Origin of the sequence: Blautia sp. MSK18_10 (assembly GCF_020553185.1) — a bacterium.
GTDB classification, from domain to species: Bacteria; Bacillota; Clostridia; order Lachnospirales; family Lachnospiraceae; genus Blautia_A; species Blautia_A wexlerae.
Genome location: NZ_JAJCGT010000001.1, coordinates 1 through 24,432, shown reverse-complemented (window position 1 = coordinate 24,432; position 24,432 = coordinate 1). Strand labels below are relative to the sequence as shown.

The window sequence follows — 24,432 nt, the reverse complement described above, 5'->3', positions numbered from 1 at the left end:
TATGAGATATAATTCAGTGTTGGATCTGCATACACATACTTTGGTGAGTGGTCATGCATATTGTTCTCTGAGGGAGATGGCGAAAGCGGCTGCAGATAAGGGACTGGAGGTTCTGGGGATTACGGAGCATGCGCCTGCTATGCCGGGGACCTGTCATAAGTATTATTTTGAGAATCTGAAAATTGTGCCCAGGGAGATGTATGGGATTCAGCTTCTTCTGGGGTCTGAGGTGAATATTCTGGATGCCCAGGGGACTGTGGATCTGGTGCAGCGGACGTTGGAGAGGATGGATGTGGTGATCGCCAGTCTGCATATGCCATGCATGAAGCCGGGATCTAAGCTGGAGAATACAGAAAGCTATCTGAATGTGATGAAGAATCCGTATGTAAATATTATCGGGCATCCGGATGATGGGAGATATGAAATCGATTATGAGGCACTGGTTCAGGGTGCGAAGGAATATGGGAAGGTTTTGGAACTGAATAATCATTCTATGGATCCGGACTGTAACCGGCAGAATGCTGTGGAGAATGATACTGTGATGCTGAATCTGTGTAAGAAATATCAGGTTCCGGTGGTGATGGACAGTGATGCTCATTTTGATCTTCTGATCGGGGAGTTTGATCGGGCGAGAGATCTGCTGGAAAAACTAGATTTTCCGGAAGAGCTGGTTCTTAATCGGTCTGTGGATGCAATAAGGAAGTATGTGAATCGTAAATTCTGATAAACGGAGAAGCAGTTATTTGGTGTAGAGCCGTGTCGCAAAGAGAATGATTTTATCTGCCTTACTTTTCGAAAGATGTTTTTGTGAGAAAATAAAAAAATCTGTAATTTCTTTTAGGTTAAAGGCTTGCTTCCTATAATTTAACGTGGTAAAATATCACTGTTAGAAATATAACACGGACATTTTAAAGACAAATGTCCGTCCAGTGAAGTACAGAGTTCTAAAAGGAGCATGAAAATGAGTAAAAAAATCAGAACAGAGGCTGTAGATCAGCTTTTTGAAGCGATTTTATGCCTGAAGGATAAAGAAGAGTGCTATACGTTTTTTGAGGATGTATGCACGATCAATGAACTTCTTTCCTTATCACAGCGTTTTGAGGTTGCCAAGATGCTGATGGACAAGAGAACCTATCTTGATATTTCGGAGAAAACCGGAGCTTCCACAGCAACGATCAGTCGTGTGAATCGTTCATTGAATTATGGAAATGACGGATATGAGATGGTTTTTTCAAGAATGGCAGAGAAGGGAACTAAAGGGGAATAAGATAGCGGAAGGCTGAATAAATGCAGTGCTATTGTGGGGCAGGTGAAGATCACCTGCCTTTTTTGTATAGGGAGTTTTCGGATAAAAGAGAAGTCCGATTATTCCTCTTCTGGGAGAGTGTTGTGCAGGCTGAGAAAATGCTGCGAAGGATCAATCTATAAAAGTCGAAAATGAATATTATATAGTCAAATATGCAAACTATGCGGATTGGTATAATGTTATAATTTTGCTTATGAAAGATAACTGGCTGTTGGCAATATCGTATAAGATATTTTTATGAAAAAAGTCATATATAAAGTATTTTGCTGGAAGTATTTTACAAATGCATGGCGAAATGTAATATTGCAGGCAGAGAGAAAAGTTATAAAAAAACAAATCATGAGGAGAACATAAGAGTATGAAGGCATTTGATTATTCACTGGTAAAAGATCCACAGTATTTCTGCGATAACCGAATGGAAGCTCATTCAGATCATGTATATTATAGAGATGGGAATGAAATGCAGGCTGCTGTGCAGGATGGGACAGAAACTTCTTTCCGTTACAGTCTGAACGGTTTATGGAAGTTTCATTATGCGCGTAATTACAAAAGTACAGTTCAGGGATTTGAGAAAGAGGACTACTGCTGTTATGACTGGGATGACATTCATGTACCTGCACATATCCAGATGGAAGGGTATGATGCACCGCAGTATGCCAATGTCCAGTATCCATGGGAAGGACATGAGGAAATTTATCCGGGTCAGATTCCTGAGAGATTTAATCCGGTTGCAAGCTATGTGAAATATTTTACAGTGCCGGAACATATGAAGGGAAAGAGGTTGTTTATTTCTTTCCAGGGAGCAGAGAGTGGACTTGCACTGTGGCTGAACGGAGCCTTTGTTGGCTACAGTGAGGATTCTTTCACCCCATCTGAATTTGAACTGACAGATTATCTTAAAGATGGACAGAATAAGCTGGCAGCACAGGTATTCAAATGGACCTCCAGCAGTTGGTGCGAAGATCAGGACTTCTTCCGTTTCTCCGGAATTTACAGAGATGTGTATCTTTATACAGTTCCGGATACCCACGCATATGATCTCCAGATCCGTGCAATCCCGGAAGAGAATCTGGATGTAGCAGATCTTGAAATTAAGGTAAAGACATGGGGAAAGGGAAGCATTGTTTTCAGACTTGAGAAAGATGGAGAATGTGTGCTGGAAGAGAAAAAATCTCTTACAGAAGCTGGAAATGAAGAAGCAAATGCAGAGCCATTTTATATTCAGAAAACAAATAGCAGCAAGACTGTACAGAACAGTTTTGCATGGAAAATCAATAATCCAAAATTATGGAGCGCAGAAGATCCGCAGCTTTATGATCTTACAATTGAACTTTATGACGAAGCAGGAAATATTCAGGAAGTAATTCCTCAGAAGGTTGGATTCCGCCGTTTTGAGATGAAGAACGGTATTATGACTCTGAACGGAAAGCGTATCGTGTTTAAGGGCGTAAATCGTCATGAATTCAGTTCTGTCAGCGGCAGACATGTATCAGAGGAAGAACTTCGCAAGGATCTTCGCATTATGAAGCAGAATAATATCAATGCCATCCGTACCTGTCATTATCCGGATACATCACTGATCTATCAGCTTTGTGATGAATATGGTATTTATATGATCGATGAGACAAACCTGGAATCCCATGGTTCCTGGGATGTGGCGGAATTTACAAAGGATTATACTCATGTTGTTCCTCACAACAAACCGGAATGGCTGGATATGATGCTTGACCGTGCCAACTCCATGTATCAGAGAGACAAGAATCATCCGGCAATCCTGATCTGGTCCTGTGGAAATGAATCTTTTGGCGGAAAAGATATCTATGAAATGTCTCAGCTTTTCCGTAAGAATGACTCTACCCGTCTGGTACATTATGAGGGACTTTTCCATGATCGCAGTTATAATGATACCAGTGATATGGAAAGCCAGATGTATCCATCTGTAGAAGCAATCAAAGAGTTTCTGGCAAAGGATGACAGCAAACCTTTTATCTGCTGTGAGTATACACATGCCATGGGAAATTCCTGCGGTGCCATGCACAAATATACTGATCTGACAGATACAGAGCCCAAATATCAGGGTGGATTTATCTGGGATTACATTGACCAGTCTATTTATAAGAAAGACCGCTATGGCAAAGAGTTCCAGGCATATGGCGGCGATTTCGGAGAACGCCCTACAGACTATAATTTCAGTGGTAACGGAATCGCATATGGCGGTGACAGAGAACCATCTCCAAAGATGCAGGAAGTGAAATTTAATTACCAGAATATTACTGCAGAAGTAACTGCAGATACAGTAAAAGTGATTAACAAGAATCTGTTTGTAAATACAGATACTTTTGACTGTAAGGTAACACTTGCAAAGAATGGAAAAGTGATTTGTACAGAAGCACTGGAAACAGCAGTTGAGCCATTGAGTACGAAAGAATATAAACTGCCTTTTGGAAAGGCTGAAGCAGTCGGAGAATATACAGTCACTGTTTCCTTCCATCTGAAAGAGGAAAAAGTGTGGGCATCTGCAGGCCATGAGATCGCGTTTGGACAGTATGTATATCAGGTGAAAGAGGATGTTCCGGATGGAAAATCAGATTCAGCAGAAACAGCGATTACAGCGGAAAAAGATGTATGTGTATCAGATGCGTTTGTAAAGAAGCCACAGATCATCCGAAGCACACACAACATTGGTGTCCGCGGCGAGCACTTTGAAGTAATGTTCTCCGTCCTCAATGGTGGTCTGGTTTCTTACAAATATGCGGGCAAAGAGATGATCGAGGCAATCCCGAAACCAAACTTCTGGCGTGCACCAACAGATAATGACTGTGGGAATCTTATGCAGATGCGCTACGCACAGTGGAAAATTGCCAGCATGTATTTAAGCCACAAAGAATACAGAAAAGGTGCATATGGCCCATCCAATTTACCACAGGCAGAAGAAACAGACCACTCTGTAAAAGTAACATTTACCTATCTGATGCCAACCACACCAGCCAGTGAGTGTCAGCTCACCTACGAAGTATTCGGCGATGGAAAAGTGAAGACAACTTTAACTTATGATCCTGTAAAAGAACTTGGTGATATGCCGGAATTTGGGGTGATTTTCAAATTCAATGCAGATTACGACAATGTTCAGTGGTATGGACTGGGCGAAGCTGAAACCTATGCAGACCGCAAAAAAGGTGCAAAACTGGGCATTTACCAGAATAAAGTTGTGGACAACATAGCAAGATACATGGTACCGCAGGAATGTGGAGCAAAAGAGGAAGTACGTTGGGCGAAGGTCACAGACCGCAAGGGCAGAGGAATGTACTTTGAAATGGATGGAGAATCAATGATGTTCTCTGCACTCCCATACACTCCACATGAGATGGAAAATGCCATGCATCCATATGAACTCCCACAGATTCATTACACAGTAGTACGCGTAGCCAAAGGCCAGATGGGAATCGGCGGTGACGACAGCTGGGGAGCATATACCCATCAGGGATATCTGTTAAACACAGATGGAAAGATGGAATTCTCCTTTAGCTTTAAAGGAATTTAATATAGTTTATTTGTTAAAAAAGCCATTTTCAGTCAGAAAGTGGCTTTTTAATAATGCTAATAATATTTGTTGAAAATAAGTGGAACAGGATGTATGATTACAGAGAAAGAGTAAATCAAATGCATTGTTGCGTAAATAACTGTGTTAATTGCGTAGACGAGCTATTTAGATAGAGAATAGTAACAATAATATTCGGATTTGACATACTGTACGAGAAGGGGAAATTATTTTATGTATCAGGCAGATGAAAAACGTTATGAAACCATGAAATACCACCGTTGTGGTGCCAGTGGGCTGATGCTGCCGGAGTTATCTCTGGGGTTATGGCATAATTTCGGAGATACCGGTGTTTATGAGAATATGAAGCAGATGTGCTTCACAGCATTTGACAATGGAATCACTCATTTTGACCTTGCAAACAACTATGGCCCACAGCCTGGAAGTGCGGAGGAAAATTTTGGAAAAATCCTGAGAGAGGAATTTTCTGCATACAGAGATGAGCTGATCGTCAGCACAAAGGCGGGCTATGATATGTGGCCGGGACCTTATGGAAACTGGGGAAGCCGCAAGTATCTGATCGCCAGTCTTGACCAGAGCCTGAAACGTCTTGGCCTGGATTATGTAGATATTTTCTATCATCACAGAATGGATCCGGAGACTCCTCTTGAGGAGACCATGGAGGCTCTGGCACAGATTGTCAGAAGCGGAAAGGCATTGTATGTTGGAATTTCCAACTATGATGGTGAGACAATGAAACGCGCCGCAGATATTCTGGAGGAACTGCACTGTCCGTTTATCATTAATCAGAATTCATATAATATTTTTAACAGAACGATTGAGAAAAATGGTCTGAAGCAGGCTGCTACAGAGAAGAGAAAGGGGATTATTTCTTTTAGTCCTCTGGCGCAGGGAATGCTCACAGACCGATACCTGAATGGAATCCCAAAAGACAGCCGTGTCAACACAGACGGACGTTTTCTCCATGCAGACCAGTTCAGTGAGGAACGTCTTAACAGTATCCGCAGTCTGAATGCAATTGCAGCAGAGAGAGGCGAAAGTCTTGCTCAGATGGCACTGAAATGGATTCTCCGTGACGGAATCGTAACCAGCGTGCTTATCGGGGCATCCCGTCCACAGCAGATCCTTGAGAATCTGAAAGTGCTGGACAGTGCATCCTTCAGTGAAGAGGAATTAAAGAAGATTGATGAGTGTTCACTGGCATTATAATAAATATCCGCTTGACAGAGTATTTACTTAAATGATATGAAATAGTAATATAATCTGAATTGCATTATTTTCTGGAATTATCAGTGAATAATCAAAGATGCGGAAAGGAAGAGTTATGAGTATTATTTTTCATGAAAGTTCAAAGACATTCCATTTATACAACAAAGACATCAGTTATATTATGTGTGTGCTTCCAAATGGACATCTTGGAAATCTCTATTTTGGGAAAAGAATCCATGACAGAGAAGATTTTTCATATCTTCTTGAGATGAAGCAGCGACCAATGACAGCCTGTGTTTATGAGGGAAACCGCAAATTTTCGCTGGAGCATCTGAAACTGGAATATCCGGTGTATGGCAGTTCTGATTACCGTTATCCGGCAATGGAGATCCTTCAAGAAAACGGCAGCAGGATTTCTGATTTTACTTATGTAAGTTATACAATTGCAGTTGGAAAACCAAAACTTCAGGGACTTCCGGCTACATATACTGAGAAAGACGAAGAAGCCCAGACCTTATGTGTAAAATTGAAAGATGAAGTAACAGGAATTGTATTGGAATTGCTTTATACTATTTTTACACAGAGGGGAATCATCACCAGAAGTGCCAGATTTACAAACGAGGGTACATCATCAGTACATCTGTTAAATGCAATGAGCCTCAGTCTTGATCTGCCGGACAAGGATTATGTGTGGATGCAGTTTTCAGGTGCATGGTCCAGAGAACGTCATGTGAAAGAACGCAGATTAGAGCAGGGAATCCAGTCTGTGGGAAGCATCAGAGGAAATTCTTCCCATGAACATAATCCCTTTATTGTGCTCCGACGTCCGTCGGCAACAGAAAATGCAGGAGAAGTGATGGGATTCAGCCTGATCTACAGCGGAAATCACAGAATGCAGGCAGAGGTGGATACTCATGATACAACCCGTATCACTGTGGGAATCAATCCCCAGAATTTTGACTGGAAGCTGGACTGTGGTGAGAGCTTTCAGACTCCGGAAGCAGTAGTAGTATTTTCTGATAAGGGTCTGAATGGAATGAGCCAGACTTTCCATAAATTATATCAGAAGAGACTGGCAAGAGGTTACTGGAGAGACCGTCCCAGGCCAATCCTTAACAATAACTGGGAAGCTACTTATTTTGATTTTACAGAGGACCGTCTGGTGGAAATTGCTGCAAAGGCAAAGGAATGCGGTGTTGAATTATTTGTGCTGGATGACGGATGGTTCGGTGCACGAAGCAACGATTATGCAGGACTTGGTGACTGGGTGGCAAACAGAGAGCGTCTTCCGCAGGGAATCAAGGGAATCGCAGACAGGATCGAAGAGATGGGTATGAAATTTGGTCTGTGGTTTGAGCCGGAGATGGTGAATAAGGATTCCGACCTTTACCGTGCACATCCGGACTGGATCCTGCAGACACCCCAGAGGCATTCCTGTCATGGCAGAAATCAGTATGTGCTGGACTTCTCCAGAAAAGAAGTGGTGGACTGTATTTATGAGATGATGTACAAAATCCTCTCAGAAGCAAAGGTTTCCTACATCAAATGGGATATGAACAGGAGTATTACGGAATGTTATTCAGCTGCACTTCCTGCAGACCGTCAGGGAGAAGTGTTTCACAGATATATTCTCGGAGTTTATGATCTGTATGAGCGGTTAAATACTGCATTTCCGCAGATTCTCTTTGAGTCCTGCGCAAGCGGTGGCGGACGTTTTGATCCGGGAATCCTTTATTATGCGCCACAGGGATGGACCAGTGATGATACAGATGCGGCAGAGCGTGTGAAAATCCAGTACGGCACAAGTATGTGTTATCCCGTAAGTTCCATGGGAAGTCATGTTTCTGTAGTGCCAAACCATCAGTTAAACCGCAAAACTCCATTACATACAAGAGCAAATGTAGCTTATTTTGGAACTTTCGGATATGAGCTGGATCTGAATAAACTGTCTGATGAGGAAATCAGTGAAGTAAAACAGCAGATCACTTTTATGAAAGAATACAGAGAACTGATCCAGTTTGGAACTTTTTACAGACTGAAAAGTCCTTTTGAGGGCAATGAAACAGCGTGGATGACAGTCAGTGAGGACAAAAAGACAGCGCTGGTATTCTGGTACAGGGAGAGAAATGTAGTAAACGCAGATTTTACCAGAGTGCGGCTTCAGGGACTGGATCCGGATCTTATCTACAGAAATGAGTATAATGAAACAGAAAACTACGGGGATGAGCTGATGAATCTGGGACTGCTCACCACAGACTGTACAGCAGGTGAACCTACAAGTGAAGACGAACCATGCACAGACTATGAATCCAGAATTTATGTTTTAACTGCAAAATAATAACCGAATCAGGTAAGCTCCTTATGGAGGTTGCGAAAAGCAATAGACAGAAATAAAAAATCAACAAAAAGCAGGCAGAACGATCACACGGGATCGTCTACCTGCTTTTCGTTAAATTTATCCATCATTTCTTTATGAGTCTTATAATTCTTCGGACTCATTCCAAACTTCTTCTTAAAAGCCTTGGAAAAAACAAGCTGGTCTTCATAGCCCACATTATTAGCAATCTCTTTAACAGACAGGTTAGTACTGACCAGAAGACTGGCTGCTTTATGCATCTTATAATCAATGAGGAAGGTCTGTGCGGACATTCCAAGCTCTTTCTGAAAGGAACTGTTCAGATAGGCACGGCTGATTCCGATATTATCTGCAATATCAGAAATCCCGATTCCCTTTTGATACATGTCTTTAATATATTCAATGGCAAGCTCCACGTAGACACTGGTGCTGTAGGCATATTTGGCATTTTTTTTGTTCTGTGCAGACTGCTTTTCATGAAAGCCGGCAAGCTCGGCTAACAACAGGATCAGATAAGCCTGGCGCCTTAGATCATTGGCTTTGGAAAGCTGCTTATGATTCAGCATATAATCGATGTGTTTCAGGATTATTTTCTGATCCGGTGCAGGAAGTACTAATTGATTTTTGGAAAATCCACATTCTTTTACCATTGAGTGAGCTCGGATTCCGCGAAAACCAATCCAGGCATAAGTCCAGGGATTGGTTTCATCAGCACCGTATGTGACTGGTTCATTTGGATAAATTACAAACATCTGTCCGGGAGTAAGGCTCCAGGTCTGACCTCCGGCAGAATAGAATCCAGTACCGTCCAGCACAAAATGGATGATGAACTCATCTCTTGGCATGGAACAGATATGTCCGGGCGGGCAGTGTTCTTTGCCCGTATGGATCAGACTGATATCAAGGGAGCCTTCTTTCAGGTTTTCAAGACAGCGGAAAGTAGCGCTGTCCGTATATTTTACATTTGGCATTTGCGCAATTCCTTTTTCTATTTTCTTTGACTGCAGATATTGTTGATATAAAGACATAAGGGCTGATATCATGCAAATACGCATAAATTCAAGCCTTAGTTGACATTTTACCATAAATTCAGCGTTTTTTCCATAACGATTATGACATAAATTCATTTCATTAGTCCATTTAAAAAAATAGACAAAAACGTATAATAAGAATCACAAGGAACACGTCGAAACGACGAATAAAGGAGGATGTATATGAGAAAAAACATGAAAAAACTCACAGTCGCAACAGTGATCGGTGCTATGACAGTTACTGCACTTGCGCCAGTAAGCGCACAGGCGAAAGACAAAACTCTGACAGTTGCAATCTGGGATAACGGACAGAAAGCCGGACTTCAGGAAATCATGGATGAGTTTACAAAAGAGACCGGAATCAAAACTGAACTTCAGGTAGTAGAGTGGAGCAGCTACTGGACACTTCTTGAAGCAGGTGCATCAGGCGGAGACATGCCGGACGTATTCTGGATGCATTCCAATGAAGCTGTAAGATATATGTCCAATGATATCTTACTTGATCTGACAGACAAGATTGCAGACAGCGACAAACTGGAAATGGACAAATTCCCGGAAGATATCAAAGAAATGTATCAGTGGGACGGAAAAACATACGCAGTACCGAAGGACATCGATACAATTGCTATGTGGTACAACAAAGATATGTTTGATGAAGCAGGAATCGACTATCCGGACGGAAGCTGGACATGGGATGAATTCTATGATATTGCAGAGAAACTTACAAAAGAAGACGGAAGCCAGTATGGTTTCGCAGCAAACCCATCTAACGAGCAGGATACATGGATGAATATTGTTTACTCCATGGGCGGATGTGTACTGACAGATGACAACAAATCCGGTTTTGATGATCCTAATACCATCAAGGCAATGGAATTTGTTGACAAATGCGTTAAAAATGTAATGCCTCCTGCATCTACAATGTCCGAAACAGGTACAGACGTACTCTTCGGATCTGGTAAAGTAGCTATGATCTCTCAGGGATCCTGGATGGTATCTGCTTTCAAAGACAACGATTATATCAAAGAACACTGTGATGTGGCAAGACTTCCGAAAGATGCTGAAACAGGAGAGAGCGTATCTCTTTACAATGGTCTTGGATGGGCAGCATCTGCAAACACAGATATGCCGGACGAAGCTTTCCAGCTTATTGAGTGGTTCGGTTCCAAAGATATGCAGCAGAAACAGGCTGACCTTGGTGTAACAATGGCAGCTTACGAAGGAATATCCGATGGATGGGTTAACAGTGTTGACTGCTTCAACTTACAGCCATACATGGATGCAATGGATAACATCGTATTCAGGCCACATACAAATGCAACACTTGCATGGTGGAACCCAATGTGCGAAGAACTGAAGAAACCATGGAATGATGAAGAAAGCATGGATGATGCATGCAAGAATATCGTTACTATTATGAACGATGCCATCGCAGAAGAGTCCTATTAATTAATATTCAGCAAAACCATTCATAAAAAATAAGAAACAGGAAAGCTGCCGCAGAAAAGATTCTGATCATGTGATAACCGCAGAAGTCACAACAGGTATGCAGATGTGCGGCAGTTTTCCGTTCAAATCAGCAACAAAATTTTACGATAAGAAGGAGTGAGAGCCGTGGCAAATCCAAAAAAAGGTACCAGTCAGGCGCGGAATGAATTCATCTGGGGATGGGCGTTCATTCTTCCTACAATGCTTGGTCTGATCATCTTAAATATCTATCCGATTTTTAAGACCATTTATGAGAGCTTTTTCAAGACCGGAGATTTCGGTAAGGGAAATATCTTCATTGGTTTTGACAACTATGTAAAGCTGTTCCACGATGCGGAAGTATGGCAGGCATTATTAAATACATTTAAATATGCCATTGTGGAAGTTCCGTTTTCCATTGCTATCGCACTTGTACTGGCAGTTTTATTAAACCGTAAAATGAAAGGCCGTGCTGTTTACAGAACTATTTTCTTCCTGCCTATGGTTGCTGCTCCGGCTGCGATCGCCATGGTATGGAGATGGCTGTTTAACTCAGAGTTTGGTCTTCTTAATCACATTTTCCATACAAAGATCAACTGGATCTCTGATCCGAAGATCGCAGTCTATGCGATCGCAGTGATCGGTGTATGGTCCATCATTGGCTACAATATGGTACTTTTCCTGTCAGGTCTGCAGGAAATCCCAAGAGATTATTATGAAGCAGCAAGCATTGACGGAGCAACCGGAATCAAACAGTTCTTCCACATTACAATCCCGCTGCTTTCACCGACCATCTTCTTTGTAATGGTTACCCGTGTCATCGGTGCCATGCAGGTATTCGACCTGATCTTCATGGTTATGGACAGAAACAGTCCTGCACTTTACAAAACACAGTCACTTGTTTACCTGTTCTACCAGAATTCCTTTGTACAGAATAACAAAGGTTATGGTTCAACAATCGTCGTACTTCTTCTGGTTGTAATTATGATCATGACAGTATTCCAGAATATTGCGCAGAAGAAGTGGGTTCATTATAACTAAGGAGGGATAATTATGTCAGCAAGAGATAAAGCAAACAGAGTTCTGATCCATGTTATCCTGATACTGGTATCTATTACCATGCTGGTTCCTTTCTTATGGATGATCCTGACAGCTTTCAAAACTATGACAGAGGCAACCTCTGTCAACCCGTTCGTAATCCTCCCGTCTACATGGAGATGGGACAGTTTTAGAGAAGTAAGCGCAAATATGGATTTCTTACATCTGTATATCAATACCTTACTTCTGATCCTAGGCCGTGTTGTATGTGCGGTTCTGACAGCAACACTGGCAGGCTATGCATTTGGACGTCTGAACTTCAGGGGGAAAAACCTGATGTTCTCTCTGGTCCTTTTCCAGATGATGGTGCCTGGACAGATTTTCATTATCCCACAGTACTTAATGGTAAGCAAAATGGGAATGCTCAATACCATTTTTGCCCTGGTATTTCCCGGTATTGTTACTGCATTTGGTACATTCCTCCTCAAACAGGCTTATATGGGACTTCCAAAAGATCTGGAAGAGGCTGCACGTCTTGACGGATGTAACATCGGTCAGACCTTCCTGTTCATCATGGCTCCTCTGACACGTTCTTCCATGGTGGCACTGGGAATCTTCACAGCAGTATTTGCATACAAAGACCTGATGTGGCCTTTGATCTGTAACAAGGATGTAATGCCTCTGTCAGCAGCACTTGCAAAAATGCAGGGACAGTACACCAACAATTATCCGCAGCTGATGGCAGCATCTCTGCTTGCATGTATCCCGATGATCGTACTGTATCTGATCTTCCAGAAGCAGTTCATCGAAGGTATTGCAACATCCGGTGGTAAGCTGTAAAATAAATATTAAGTAAAAGTTCAGGTGTTCAGACAGAGTTTTCTCTTGATCTGAGCAGCACAGGCAGGCTTTGTTATAAAATCAGACCAGAGATTGTAGCAGGGCTTGCCTGAAACTGGATTTGATAATATTTAGAGTGTGTTTGAAAAATGCTTTCCTCAAGATGCGCGTCACAATTTGCGGGAATGTTTTTTTTAACATGATCTAGAGAAAGAAAACTGAAATATAAAATAAAAAAAGATAAATGAAAGGAAGAGGTAGATAGAAATGAAACCAGGAAGTCTCTTTGACAGAATATTTGGATTTTTAGGTCAGTTGATCGCATTAAATTTGCTGTGGATCGTGTGCTCTCTTCCGATTATCACAGCAGGGGCATCCACCACTGCATTATTTTACTGTACATTGAAGCTCCATAAAGATGGAGATATCAGAGTACTTCATGATTTTTTTAAGAGTTTTAAGCAGAATTTCAGGCAGTCCACACTGATCTGGATTCTGATGGCTGCAGCAGGAATATTTATTTATATGGAAAAAGAAGCTCTGGCAACAATGCCGGGATCCATGTCACAGATTTTTAATTATGTGATCTTTGCGGTATATATTCCTCTGGTGGCAGTTGCACTGTATGTATTTCCAACAGTTGCAGCATTTGAAAATAAAACAATGACTTTGATCACAAACGCATTTTATTTTGCGGTTAAACATATAGGTTATGCCTTAGCTGTGGCAGTGATTACAATCCTGCCAATGACAATGACACTTGTAGATGCAAAACTTTTCCCGGTATATCTGCTGATCTGGCTGATGTTTGGATTCTCCCTGACTGCCTATGCAGATTCCTGGTTTATGTGGAAACTGTTCAAGCCCTACTTCAAAGAGGAGGAAGAGGGACATCACTACGTGGACACAGAACCTGATCAGTACGCGTTTTAACCGAAACAAACAGCGATACCTGGTTACATAAAAAATAGATAGAACATCTATAAAATAGAAAGAACAAAGAAATGAGAGGTACAGAGTATGGAATGGATCAAATATCACGAGGCAGAGAAAGTATTCGACCTGAGAACAGAGCACAGCACTTATCAGATGCAGGTAAGAGAGTATGATACTCTGGTTCATCTGTATTATGGAAGTCCGGTAGGCGATGCACTGATCACAGACAGGATCGTATGTGTGGACAGAGGATTTTCCGGAAATCCTTATGAGGCAGAAAAGGACAAAACATTTTCATTAGATACCCTGCCACAGGAATATACTGCATATGGAAATGGTGATTATCGTATCAATGGCCTGGAGACAGAGCAGGCAGACGGCAGTGATACTGCAAATCTGAAATTTGAGTCCTATGAGATCACAAAAGGAAAGTACAGCCTGAAAGGGCTTCCTGCAATGTTTGCAAAGGAAGATGAGGCAGAGACACTGGAAATTGTTTTGACAGACCGTGTCAGCGGACTGAAAGCACATCTTCTCTATGGTGTATTTCCTCATCTTGATGTGATCACCAGAGCGGTACGCCTGGAAAATACAGGTACAGCACCGGTTACAGTGAAAAAAGCAATGTCTATGGAAATGGACTATGAGTATAGAGAATTGGATGCAGTCCACTTCTATGGCAGACACAATATGGAACGCCAGATGGAGAGAACTCACCTTGGTCATGGCAACTGGTCTGTGGGAAGTATCCGTGGCACCTCTAGCCACCATCACAATCCATTTGTAATCCTCTGTGACAGAAATACAGAGGAAACTTATGGAAACTGCTATGGATATGCACTTGCATACAGTGGAAACTTCTTATTTGAAACAGAGGTGGACCAGGTAGGACATACCCGTGTAGCAATGGGAATCCATCCCTATCATTTCTCTTGGACACTGGAACAGGGAGAGAGCTTTGAGACACCGGAAGTGATCATGGCATACTCAGCAGAAGGTTTTGGAAAACTTTCCAGAATCTATCATGATGCATACAGAAGTAATCTGATCCGCAGCAAATATACAGAGCATCCAAGACCAATCCTGGTAAATAACTGGGAAGCAACTTATTTTGATTTTGACGCAGATAAGATTTACCACATTGCAGAAGAGGCAAAAAATATCGGACTGGATATGTTTGTCCTGGATGACGGATGGTTTGGAAAGAGAGACAATGACTGGTGTGCACTTGGCGACTGGGAAGTAAATGAAGAGAAGATTAAAGGCGGACTTCCTGCACTTGCAGAGAAGATCCATGGACTTGGACTGAAATTTGGTCTGTGGGTAGAGCCGGAGATGATCTCTGAGGACAGTGATCTCTACAGAGAGCATCCGGACTGGGCACTGAAGATCCCGGGACGTGCCATGAACCGAAGCAGACATCAGTTAAATCTGGATATCACCAGAAAAGAAGTACGCGAACACATTATGAACCAGATCTTTAAGGTTCTGGATGCATGCAAGGCTGATTATGTAAAATGGGATATGAACCGAAGCGTAGATAACGTATTCTCAGCAGCTCTTCCAAAGGAACGTCAGGGAGAGGTTTACCACAGATATGTGCTGGCTGTTTATGAAATGATGGAAAGCCTGGTACAGAGATATCCGGATCTTCTGTTTGAGTCCTGCTCAGGCGGAGGCGGAAGATTTGAGGCGGGAATGCTTTACTATTCTCCGCAGATCTGGTGCAGTGACAATACAGATGCTATTGACAGACTGAAAATCCAGTATGGTACCTCCTTCGGATATCCCATAAGTGCAATGGGCGCACATGTCAGCGTATGCCCGAACCATCAGTCCGGAAGAACGACTCCTTTTGAGACAAGAGGAATTGTTGCATCCGCAGGTACCTTTGGCTATGAGCTGGATCTGATGAAGATGTCCGAAGAAGAGAAAAAGACAGCCAGAGAGCAGATTCTGAAGTATAAAGAAATGGAGCATCTGGTACAGTCCGGAGACTACTATCGTCTGGTGAACCCATTCGAAAACAACAACCATGTACTTTGGCAGTTTGTATCCAAAGACAAAAAAGAAACAGTTGTGTGCGGAGTAAGACTCCACAGCGAAGCAAATCCTTATATTTATCTTTTCTACCCACAGGGATTGGATGCTGATATGAAATACGAAGACACAGCAACAGGAAAAGTATATACAGGTGCAGCTCTTATGAAGGCAGGTCTGCCTCTGCCACTGACAACAGGTGACTACCAGCCAATCAGATTTACATTTAAGGCAGTGGAAAAATAATACAGCTATTATCGGTGTCAACACAGTCGATAAGGAATCGGCTCTGACAGCAGAGGAAAAAATAGCATAATCATTATTTTATATAACATAAAAAAGCAGCAGATTTTCCCAAATCAGGAAAAATCTGCTGCTTTTTGAAATATTATTTTTTCTTTTTGGAATTATGCTCTGGTTCCGGATTCATCCCGTCGATTATATGCTCAATCATCATTTTCTTTACATAGACATCAAAGCTTAACAGGCAGATAAATGAAAATCTCTTCAAATTTGCCTGATCTTCTTCATCTGCGTCCCCGAAAGTATCCTGTGCTGTTTTGTATTTGCGCAGCAGGTCTTTTTTCAGGGATTCAATCTGTTCCTTTTCCATGCTGAAAACTTCATTATAAATATAAGTCATATCTTTCTCAGTCATGGATTTAAAATATTTCTGCGTGATCGGTGTGAGCAGAGTCTGGATATCATTGATGGAAAGAATATTCTTGAAATAGTAAATAAAAATCAGCATCAGCACATGTTCTTTGGAATAACGTTTCTTCTCAGGCGGGGGAAGAAGTTTATTCTTTGCATAATTGTTGATCATAGTCTTGGTGAGAATCTTATCATCTGCGTAACGTTTGGAAGAAACGAGCTGCTCTTCCATAAAGGTTGTCACCTGGTCCATATATAAATCAATATTTGGGATGTCTTCCGGTTTAATATAGTCAATCCTGGATACACTTTCCAGAATGCTGTTTATCATATCTTTATCATCGATTGTCATCTTTCATCACCTCTGTTCCTTATTATATAGTTTTAAATACTACTTGTAAATGTTTTTTTCACTAATTACAAAATTTATATCCGCTTGAATTTACAGGAATCAGTTGTAGGCGAACAGATTTTTGTGTATAATCATAAAGATATATGCCTGTTCAGGCACAAAAAATATTTCGAGAGATGTAAACGGTAACCGGTACATATTTTGAATCTGAAAGATTGTTGCAGGAATCAACTTGTTGATCAGCATGGTTGTTTGTAAAATAATGTACCGTACAGGAAGAAGACAGGAGAAAATATGAGCGATATTTATAGTACATTAAATCCTCAGCAGCAGGAAGCGGTTTACCATACAGAAGGTCCACTGCTGATCCTTGCGGGAGCGGGTTCGGGAAAGACAAGAGTACTTACCCACCGCATTGCTTACCTGATAGATAAAAAGGGAATCAATCCCTGGAACATTCTGGCTATCACATTTACAAATAAAGCAGCCAGTGAGATGAGAGAACGTGTAGATAAAATAGTGGGATTTGGTTCCGAGAGCGTATGGGTTTCCACATTCCATTCTACCTGTGTGCGTATTCTGCGTCGTTATATTGACCGTCTTGGATATGATACCAGATTTGCTATTTATGACGCAGAAGATCAGAAAACTCTGATGAAAGAAGTGTGCAGAAAACTGAATATTGACACCAAGAAAACAAAGGAACGTTCTCTTCTGGCACAGATTTCCCATGCAAAAGATGAACTGATCACACCGGATGAGATGGAACTGAATGCAGGTGGGGACTTTGTTAAAAAGAAGGTTGCTGAGGTATATCGGGAATATCAGGCTGCTTTGCGCAGAAATAATGCGCTGGATTTTGATGATCTGATCGTAAAGACCGTAGAGCTTTTTCAGAACTGCGGAGATGTTCTGGAAAACTATCAGGAACGTTTCAGATATATCATGGTGGATGAGTATCAGGATACCAATACTGCACAGTTTAAGTTTATAAGCCTGTTGGCCTCTAAATATGAAAACCTCTGTGTAGTCGGTGATGATGACCAGTCTATCTATAAATTCCGCGGTGCAAATATAGGAAATATTCTTGGATTTGAGCATGTTTTTCCAGATGCAAAAGTTATCCGTCTGGAACAGAATTACCGTTCCACAAAAAATATTCTGAATGCAGCCAATGCGGTGATCGCAAATAATACCTCACGTAAATCAAAAACACTCTGGACTGAGAATTCAGAAGGGGAACGAATCCATTTCCGCCAGTTCATGAACGGATATGAGGAAGCAGAGTATGTGGTAGGCGAGATTTCCAGAGCTCACAGAGAGAATGGTGCGAAGTATAAAGACTGTGCAGTTCTGTACAGGACCAATGCACAGTCACGACTCTTTGAAGAGAAGTGTCTTCTTGCGAATATCCCTTACAAGATTGTAGGCGGTGTGAATTTCTATGCGCGTAAAGAAATCAAAGACCTGTTATGTTATCTGAAGACAATTGACAATTCCAGAGATGATCTGGCAGTCCGCCGTATCATCAATGTACCGAAGCGTGGAATCGGAGCCACAACTCTTGGCAGAATACAGGATTATGCGGATAAAATGAGTGTGAGTTTCTATGATGCCTTGCGTGTGGCAGAGGAGGTCCCGTCTATTGGAAGAAGCCTTTCAAAGATTGATGGATTTGTAACCTTTATTCAGAGTTTAAAGAGTAAGGCAGAGTCTTATACAGTACGTGAACTTCTGGAAGAAGTGATTGAACTTACCGGATATGTGGCAGAGCTGCAGGCTGAAGATACAGATGAATCGAAGGCAAGAATCGAGAATATTGATGAACTTATTTCCAAGACAGAATCCTATCAGGAAGCAATGGAAGAACAGGGACAGACTGCCACACTTTCAGGTTTTCTCGAGGAGATTGCACTGATTGCAGACATTGACAGCGTGGATCCGGATCAGGATTATGTGCTTCTTATGACACTACATAGTGCCAAAGGTCTGGAGTTTCCGAGAGTATTTCTCGCAGGAATGGAAGATGGGATGTTTCCGTCTTATATGTCCATTATATCAGATGACAGATCTGATCTGGAAGAAGAGAGAAGGCTCTGTTATGTGGGTATCACAAGAGCTATGGAGAATCTGACGCTGACAAGTGCCAGACAGCGGATGCTCCGGGGAGAAGTACAGTATAATAAAGTATCCAGATTTGTACGTGAAATTCCGCGGGAGCTTGTGGATCTGGGACAGGAAGCTCAGGAAAAGAAGAAAAAGATTGAAGAGATGATTCAGGCAGACAGAAACCTTGCAAAAATGAAAATGGCTTTTGAGACGAAAACATTCAAGCCCAGAGAATTTAAAGTGACGAAGGCTGCTGCACTGGATTACGAAGTGGGAGACACTGTCCGCCACATTAAATTTGGTGTAGGAATTGTCAAAGATATTGTAGACGGCGGAAGAGATTATGAAGTCACTGTTGATTTTGACAAAGTGGGAATAAAGAAAATGTTCGCAGGATTTGCAAAGCTGAAAAAAATATAGTAATTTCAGAATCAGGATGATGCAGGCAAGTCACGCCTGCCGTCTGTTAGCCGGGCGATTGGGGCAGGTGACTTAAGTCACCTGCGGAGGCTGCGAAAAGCAATAAGCAGTAAGGCGAACGATTTTATCCGCTTTATATATGAGACAGGAGTTCAGGAAGTTTCATAAGACTGTCAAATTCATGATCAGGGATGATTTCTGAAGTCTTCTCATGGCTGGGATTAAACCAGATCGTGCGGATTCCGGCATTGATGCCGCCCTGGATATCAGAGGTCAGGCTGTCCCCGATGATTACTGCTGTTTCCTTATGGAAATCAGGGATTCTGGAGAAACAGCAGTCAAAGTATTCCCTGCCCGGTTTATTGTATCCCAGTTCTTCGGAGATAAAAATACCCTCAAAGTAACGGGAAATTCCGGAACTTTTAAGCCGTCCCTTCTGGACACTTAAGGTACCGTTTGTAACCAGATACATCCGGTATTGACCGTAAAGAGTTTCGAGCAATTCTTCTGCACCATCTATGAAATAGTGTCCCTGGGCCAGAAGAGTTTCATAGGTATGTGCAGCTTCTTTTGCAGGTACATCCACATTCAGCTCTGCAAAAAGAAGCCGGAATCTCCGAAGCTTTACCTGGTCTCTGGTGATCTTGCCCTGTTCAAGAAGCTTCCACTGGGCGAGGTTGAGCTCACTGTAACGCTTCAGAACTGAAGGCTCGGGAGCAATGTGAAAACTTTTCAGAGTTTTTGCGATAGCTGCTCTTTCTGCCCGGTTAAAATCAAGTAATGTATTATCAAGATCAAAAAAAAGTGTTTCTACCATAAGTATTTATCCTCTCTTATCAGATCGTTGCTGTCGGCATATTTTTAAGTCAGGGGCAAAATTCATTCCAGATTGCCTGTGGCAATGGAATTTTGGCTTGTATGTCTCGGGATTGTGTGAACAGTAACCCCCTGATATCATTATAATAAAGAAACTAACAAAAGTATAGAATAAATGCAGATATCTTATGGTAAAATTACAGAAAAAGTGTTATAATAATTTCATTAAACAGCAGACGGCAGAAGTGTTAAGTGTCAGCTGATGAATTATTGAGAGGATGGTGCGATTATGAATATCAAAATTGAAGAATTATTATCAGCATTAAACAGAAAAGAAGAAGAGAAAGAAAAAAATACAGTCCTCTGGGTACTGGCAATCATTGGCGCAGTTGCAGCAGTAGCAGGTATCGCATTTGCTGTATATCATTTCTTTGCTCCGGATTATCTGGAAGATTTTGAAGAGGATTTTGACGATGACTTCGATGATTATTTCGAAGATGAAGAAGAATAATTACCTGTAATATGAAAATGAAAGAATAGCTCCGGCTTATACCGGGGCTATTTTTATGGAGGTTATTTATGAAAAAAGGCGAAATTTATGAAGGCGTGATTGAGAAAGTAGATTTTCCTAATAAGGGAATTGTGATAACAGACGGACAAAAAGTTACTGTAAAGAACGGAATGCCTGGACAGAAAGTCCGTTTTATGATCAATAAGAAGCGTTCCGGACGTGCAGAGGGAAGACTTCTGGAAGTGTTGGAGAAGTCTCCGCTTGAAACAAGAGAACCGGTCTGTAGCATTTTTCCGGAATGTGGAGGATGCATGTATCAGACCATGTCCTATGAAAACCAGCTCAAAATGAAAGAATGTCAGGTTCGCGAACTGTTGGATGGTGCATTGAACGGCACTGATTACCAGTGGGAGGGAATTCATGGAAGCCCCATTGAATTCAGATATCGAAATAAAATGGAATTCTCCTTTGGTGATGCATATAAGGATGGTCCGTTGACGCTGGGTCTGCACAAAAAAGGCAGTACCTATGATATTCTTACAGCAGATGACTGTCAACTGGTTCATGAAGATATGACGAAAATCCTGACTTGTGTGCATGAATACTTCCTGAAACGAAACGTTTCCTATTATAAAAAGATGCAGCATACAGGATATCTGCGCCATCTGCTTCTCCGCCGCGGTGTGACTACAGGAGAGATTCTGGTCCATGTGATTACCACCAGTCAGGAAGAACATGATCTGGAATCTCTGAAAGAAGAACTTCTTGCACTTCCGCTGGAGGGTAAAATTGTGGGAATCATGCATATTATCAATGATTCTCTTTCTGATGTGGTGCAGAGTGATGAGACACGTATCCTTTACGGTCAGGATTTCTTTTATGAAACGCTTCTGGGACTGCGATTTAAGATCAGTACATTTTCATTTTTCCAGCCTAATTCCCTGGCTGCGGAAGTGCTTTATTCTATCGTACGTGAGTATATCGGAGATACGAAGGATAAAGTAGTGTTCGACCTTTACAGCGGAACCGGAACGATCGCCCAGCTTGCAGCCTCCGTAGCGGACGAAGTGATAGGTGTGGAAATTGTGGAAGAGGCAGTAGAAGCTGCAAAGCAGAATGCAGCACTGAATAACCTGAGTAATTGCAAATTTATTGCAGGAGATGTCCTTAAAGTCCTGGATGATCTGACGGAGAAACCGGATGTGATCATTCTGGATCCGCCAAGGGATGGAATCCATCCCAAAGCATTGCCGAAGATTCTTTCTTATGGGGTAGACCATATTGTATATATTTCCTGCAAAGCGACCAGCCTGGCAAGAGATCTTCCGGCATTTCTGGCGGCAGGATATAAGCTGGAAAAAGCCTGCTGCGTTGATCAATTTTGTCAGACTGTTCACGTGGAGACGGTTGTACTGCTTTCCCACAAAAAGCCAGACGGACATATCAACGTAAAAGTTGAGTTTGGCGAGGGCGAGGGAAAAGTTCCACTTGATAATATTGCTAAAAGAGCTGAAACATACAAGCCCAAGGAGCGAGTGACCTACAAAATGATAAAGGAGTACATAGAAGCTAAATACGGTTTCAAAGTACATACCGCATATATCGCAGAGGTAAAGAGAGATTTAGGCTTGCCGATGTATGATGCTCCTAATGCAGTGGAGGAATTGAAGCAACCGAGGAAGCATCCGACGGTGGAGAAAGTGGAAGCGATAAAGGATGCATTGAAGCATTTTGAAGTGATTTAATAATGATGAGCGTATCATTAAAAATAGTGGTACGCTTTTCTTTAAAATATTTGTGAAGTAATATATAAGTGCTGAATACGCTTGAAGGGAGGAAAATGGAGTGAACCGTATTACAGAAATAACAAAGCGAGATATTTTAGATTTATTTCAGAATGGATTGGAGATAGACGAATTTTTTCAAACCCGAACCGTTACTTACAATTATTATGGTCGCCTTGAAGAAATAGATTTTCTTAAAAGATTATATGATTTAGAGAGAATGCCAAGTTTTGATTCAAGATTTGTAAATGCAGAACAGGATATTTGGCAACATACAGTGAATAATGATGATTATCCATACTGCTGGGTTTTTGAAGACAAAAGATTCAATTTACAAGATGGTAGCGATGAAGTATATTTAAAATTTCTTTGTGAAGTATTTCACCCTGCTGTTCGATATGATAAGGGATACTGGAAAGAATTTTTAGTGGCAATTAACAAGCTATTACAAAATGACGGTTATGAGATTTACCCTGCTGAGAAAATATCCAATCGTGATGTTTATGGATGGAGAATATATCAGCAAGAAGATAATACGTTGTTTATTCCATATTCTCAACGAAATGCAAAGGACATAAAAGCAAAAAAGGATAGTATTGTCCATAAAGCGGAAAGCGAGAAATCAAATTTATCAGTTTCTGGAGCGATATAATATCGTATATCAAGCGACTGACGAAACGGGATGGAATTATAATACAACAGTAGCTGAGGATGTTTTCAATGAAATAAGGCAATTTTATGTGCCAAAGTGTTATAATGATAAAAAAGAATATGTTGAAACTGCTGATTTGCAAGCATTCATACTTTCTAATTCTCCATTTTGTGTGTTGGACGCAATAGAGTCTTTTGCGAAACATAGTATCTCAGATGACTTTGAACCACAGATTAATGCTATATTAAAACTGAATGAGATACCGTTTCAGCTTTCCAAGGGGAAGCTAATGAATACATTTGATACCCAGATAAATAAAAATTCATTAGTGTCTGTTCAAGAAGTAGGACTGAAAGAGTTATTACAAGAGGCTTCAAAATATTATGATGAAAACAATTTGCAAATTGCAGTGGAGAAACTTTGGGATGCATTTGAGAGACTAAAGACATATTACTGCTCATCGACTGTAGATAAGAAGAAATCGGTTAATAAGATTATAATGGATATGGGTAATAATCAACAGCCGTTTTTAGAATTATTTGAAAAGGAATTTCATGAGCTTACCATACTTGGCAATAATTTTAGAATTCGACACCATGAAACAACAAAAACGGATATTCAGGATAAAAGGCATTATGAGTATTTTTATAAGCGATGCTTATCCTTGATTTCAACAGCTATTCAGTATTTGGATGGGCGAGGTTTATAACAGATACAGCTTTGCGTAATAAAGAAGTTAAATGAAAAAGGACAATAGTAGAGGTGGATTTTGATGAGTAATGAGCCAAATGGTTTCGCTAAATATTTAGTCATATTTGTAGATATTCTTGGAAGCCAAAATAGAGTTGATTTTCAAGAGACATATAAAATTAACAAAATTTTTCATGAAGAGCTTGAAAGAAACAAGCAAAATGATATGATGCACACGGTGTATTTTAGAAAAATATATACATTTTCTGATTGTGCTTATATTTTCTATGGCTTTAAAGACGGAATATCTGATGAACGTAAAGATGAGGGCGAACTATTTAAAGTGGCATTGTGTAATTGTGAGCCAATATTTTTACGATTCATTAAAGAAAGAATTCTTTTTAGAGGTGGAATATCTTATGGTGATGCTTATGTTGACCCTTCGAAAAGTATGTTTTTTGGAGATGCGGTGAATAAGGCGTATAAGATGGAGTCAGAAATAGCAATTCATCCTCGTATTGTTATAGATGATTATATTGCTGAAGCAGTTTTAGAAAATATATCATCAGTAAAATATAAAATAGTTGCAAAAAACCCTGAATATATACAATGTCATTAACTTAAAAGCAGAAGATATTTATTCCTAAAAGGATTAGATATCT

20 protein-coding genes are annotated in these 24,432 nt (G+C 41.1%); 16 read left to right on the top strand and 4 right to left on the bottom strand.

Translation table 11 applies throughout. The features are described from left to right. Position 1 precedes the first annotated feature (1 nt). The 5 genes from LI074_RS00095 to LI074_RS00075 all read left to right on the top strand — a co-directional run bounded on the left by LI074_RS00095 (position 2) and on the right by LI074_RS00075 (position 8,412). The gene (locus tag LI074_RS00095; RefSeq protein ID WP_173697565.1) at positions 2–724 is read left to right on the top strand and encodes a phosphatase; all 723 of its coding nucleotides are present in this window, start codon (positions 2–4) and stop codon (positions 722–724) included. Positions 725–961: 237 nt separating this feature from the next. Next, on the top strand, positions 962–1,267 hold the full coding sequence (locus LI074_RS00090; RefSeq protein ID WP_173697564.1) for a YerC/YecD family TrpR-related protein: 306 nt from the start codon (positions 962–964) through the stop codon (positions 1,265–1,267). 397 nt (positions 1,268–1,664) lie between these two features. Next, complete coding sequence (locus LI074_RS00085; RefSeq protein ID WP_173697563.1) at positions 1,665–4,847, top strand: glycoside hydrolase family 2 TIM barrel-domain containing protein; 3,183 nt, start codon at positions 1,665–1,667, stop codon at positions 4,845–4,847. Between the two features lie 231 nt (positions 4,848–5,078). Continuing rightward, a complete protein-coding gene (gene mgrA, locus LI074_RS00080) occupies positions 5,079–6,074 on the top strand; it encodes an L-glyceraldehyde 3-phosphate reductase (RefSeq protein WP_173697562.1) in 996 nt (331 codons plus the stop codon). 115 nt (positions 6,075–6,189) lie between these two features. Next, complete coding sequence (locus LI074_RS00075) at positions 6,190–8,412, top strand: alpha-galactosidase (RefSeq protein ID WP_173697561.1); 2,223 nt, start codon at positions 6,190–6,192, stop codon at positions 8,410–8,412. An 83-nt stretch (positions 8,413–8,495) separates the two neighbouring features. Here LI074_RS00075 and LI074_RS00070 read toward each other — a convergent pair whose 3' ends face one another. Next, a complete protein-coding gene (locus tag LI074_RS00070; RefSeq protein WP_055059361.1) occupies positions 8,496–9,401 on the bottom strand; it encodes an AraC family transcriptional regulator in 906 nt (301 codons plus the stop codon). A 243-nt stretch (positions 9,402–9,644) separates the two neighbouring features. Here LI074_RS00070 and LI074_RS00065 point away from each other — a divergent pair, with 243 nt between their 5' ends. From LI074_RS00065 to LI074_RS00055, 3 genes are all read left to right on the top strand, one after another. After that, complete coding sequence (locus LI074_RS00065; RefSeq protein WP_055059362.1) at positions 9,645–10,910, top strand: ABC transporter substrate-binding protein; 1,266 nt, start codon at positions 9,645–9,647, stop codon at positions 10,908–10,910. 165 nt (positions 10,911–11,075) lie between these two features. Further along, complete coding sequence (locus LI074_RS00060) at positions 11,076–11,969, top strand: carbohydrate ABC transporter permease (protein ID WP_020993601.1); 894 nt, start codon at positions 11,076–11,078, stop codon at positions 11,967–11,969. Positions 11,970–11,981: 12 nt separating this feature from the next. Beyond that, positions 11,982–12,806, top strand: a complete 825-nt coding sequence (locus tag LI074_RS00055; RefSeq protein WP_008706570.1) for a carbohydrate ABC transporter permease — start codon at positions 11,982–11,984, stop codon at positions 12,804–12,806. A 73-nt stretch (positions 12,807–12,879) separates the two neighbouring features. Here LI074_RS00055 and LI074_RS18050 read toward each other — a convergent pair whose 3' ends face one another. Continuing rightward, positions 12,880–13,131: a DUF6783 domain-containing protein gene (locus LI074_RS18050; RefSeq protein ID WP_368222179.1), complete on the bottom strand. Its 252-nt coding sequence runs from the start codon at positions 13,129–13,131 to the stop codon at positions 12,880–12,882. On the opposite strand from LI074_RS18050, the gene LI074_RS00050 reads away from it, so the two are divergent. Next, a complete protein-coding gene (locus tag LI074_RS00050; protein WP_118565985.1) occupies positions 13,074–13,739 on the top strand; it encodes a YesL family protein in 666 nt (221 codons plus the stop codon). The two genes, LI074_RS18050 and LI074_RS00050, sit on opposite strands and share 58 nt — an antisense overlap. A gap of 87 nt (positions 13,740–13,826) precedes the next feature. Continuing rightward, the gene (locus LI074_RS00045) at positions 13,827–16,028 is read left to right on the top strand and encodes an alpha-galactosidase (RefSeq protein WP_055059364.1); all 2,202 of its coding nucleotides are present in this window, start codon (positions 13,827–13,829) and stop codon (positions 16,026–16,028) included. Between the two features lie 142 nt (positions 16,029–16,170). On the opposite strand, the gene LI074_RS00040 is transcribed toward LI074_RS00045, so the two are convergent. Then, entirely contained in the window at positions 16,171–16,788 is a 618-nt protein-coding gene (locus tag LI074_RS00040; protein ID WP_025578120.1) for a DUF1836 domain-containing protein, read from the bottom strand. Between the two features lie 294 nt (positions 16,789–17,082). Here LI074_RS00040 and pcrA point away from each other — a divergent pair, with 294 nt between their 5' ends. Continuing rightward, positions 17,083–19,317: a DNA helicase PcrA gene (gene pcrA / locus LI074_RS00035; protein ID WP_055059365.1), complete on the top strand. Its 2,235-nt coding sequence runs from the start codon at positions 17,083–17,085 to the stop codon at positions 19,315–19,317. A gap of 133 nt (positions 19,318–19,450) precedes the next feature. Here the strand turns inward: pcrA and LI074_RS00030 are convergent, their stop codons facing one another. Further along, positions 19,451–20,134, bottom strand: coding sequence for a YjjG family noncanonical pyrimidine nucleotidase (locus LI074_RS00030; protein WP_055059366.1), 684 nt, complete (start codon positions 20,132–20,134; stop codon positions 19,451–19,453). A gap of 288 nt (positions 20,135–20,422) precedes the next feature. Here LI074_RS00030 and LI074_RS00025 point away from each other — a divergent pair, with 288 nt between their 5' ends. The 5 genes from LI074_RS00025 (at position 20,423) to LI074_RS00005 (ending at position 24,389) form a co-directional block, all read left to right on the top strand. Then, on the top strand, positions 20,423–20,644 hold the full coding sequence (locus LI074_RS00025) for a hypothetical protein (RefSeq protein ID WP_008706577.1): 222 nt from the start codon (positions 20,423–20,425) through the stop codon (positions 20,642–20,644). Between the two features lie 68 nt (positions 20,645–20,712). Beyond that, a complete protein-coding gene (gene rlmD, locus LI074_RS00020) occupies positions 20,713–22,389 on the top strand; it encodes a 23S rRNA (uracil(1939)-C(5))-methyltransferase RlmD (protein WP_173697560.1) in 1,677 nt (558 codons plus the stop codon). Between the two features lie 100 nt (positions 22,390–22,489). Continuing rightward, on the top strand, positions 22,490–23,080 hold the full coding sequence (locus tag LI074_RS17525) for a hypothetical protein (RefSeq protein ID WP_265107625.1): 591 nt from the start codon (positions 22,490–22,492) through the stop codon (positions 23,078–23,080). Next, positions 23,025–23,789, top strand: a complete 765-nt coding sequence (locus tag LI074_RS17520) for a hypothetical protein (protein ID WP_243868745.1) — start codon at positions 23,025–23,027, stop codon at positions 23,787–23,789. The genes LI074_RS17525 and LI074_RS17520 overlap by 56 nt, the downstream gene beginning before the upstream one ends. Positions 23,790–23,852: 63 nt before the next feature. Next, positions 23,853–24,389, top strand: a complete 537-nt coding sequence (locus tag LI074_RS00005) for a hypothetical protein (protein WP_173697559.1) — start codon at positions 23,853–23,855, stop codon at positions 24,387–24,389. The last annotated feature ends 43 nt before the right edge of the window (positions 24,390–24,432 follow it).

Coding starts and splice junctions, on each gene's coding strand:
- LI074_RS00040 (WP_025578120.1), bottom strand. CDS start 16,788: ATGACAATCGATGATAAAGATATGATAAACAGCATTCTGGAAAGTGTA.
- LI074_RS00025 (WP_008706577.1), top strand. CDS start 20,423: ATGAATATCAAAATTGAAGAATTATTATCAGCATTAAACAGAAAAGAA.
- LI074_RS00090 (WP_173697564.1), top strand. CDS start 962: ATGAGTAAAAAAATCAGAACAGAGGCTGTAGATCAGCTTTTTGAAGCG.
- LI074_RS00095 (WP_173697565.1), top strand. CDS start 2: ATGAGATATAATTCAGTGTTGGATCTGCATACACATACTTTGGTGAGT.
- pcrA (WP_055059365.1), top strand. CDS start 17,083: ATGAGCGATATTTATAGTACATTAAATCCTCAGCAGCAGGAAGCGGTT.
- LI074_RS00070 (WP_055059361.1), bottom strand. CDS start 9,401: ATGCCAAATGTAAAATATACGGACAGCGCTACTTTCCGCTGTCTTGAA.
- LI074_RS00050 (WP_118565985.1), top strand. CDS start 13,074: ATGAAACCAGGAAGTCTCTTTGACAGAATATTTGGATTTTTAGGTCAG.
- rlmD (WP_173697560.1), top strand. CDS start 20,713: ATGAAAAAAGGCGAAATTTATGAAGGCGTGATTGAGAAAGTAGATTTT.
- LI074_RS00055 (WP_008706570.1), top strand. CDS start 11,982: ATGTCAGCAAGAGATAAAGCAAACAGAGTTCTGATCCATGTTATCCTG.
- LI074_RS00075 (WP_173697561.1), top strand. CDS start 6,190: ATGAGTATTATTTTTCATGAAAGTTCAAAGACATTCCATTTATACAAC.
- LI074_RS00030 (WP_055059366.1), bottom strand. CDS start 20,134: ATGGTAGAAACACTTTTTTTTGATCTTGATAATACATTACTTGATTTT.
- mgrA (WP_173697562.1), top strand. CDS start 5,079: ATGTATCAGGCAGATGAAAAACGTTATGAAACCATGAAATACCACCGT.
- LI074_RS00065 (WP_055059362.1), top strand. CDS start 9,645: ATGAGAAAAAACATGAAAAAACTCACAGTCGCAACAGTGATCGGTGCT.
- LI074_RS00005 (WP_173697559.1), top strand. CDS start 23,853: ATGAGTAATGAGCCAAATGGTTTCGCTAAATATTTAGTCATATTTGTA.
- LI074_RS00045 (WP_055059364.1), top strand. CDS start 13,827: ATGGAATGGATCAAATATCACGAGGCAGAGAAAGTATTCGACCTGAGA.
- LI074_RS18050 (WP_368222179.1), bottom strand. CDS start 13,131: ATGCGATCAACTGACCTAAAAATCCAAATATTCTGTCAAAGAGACTTC.
- LI074_RS00085 (WP_173697563.1), top strand. CDS start 1,665: ATGAAGGCATTTGATTATTCACTGGTAAAAGATCCACAGTATTTCTGC.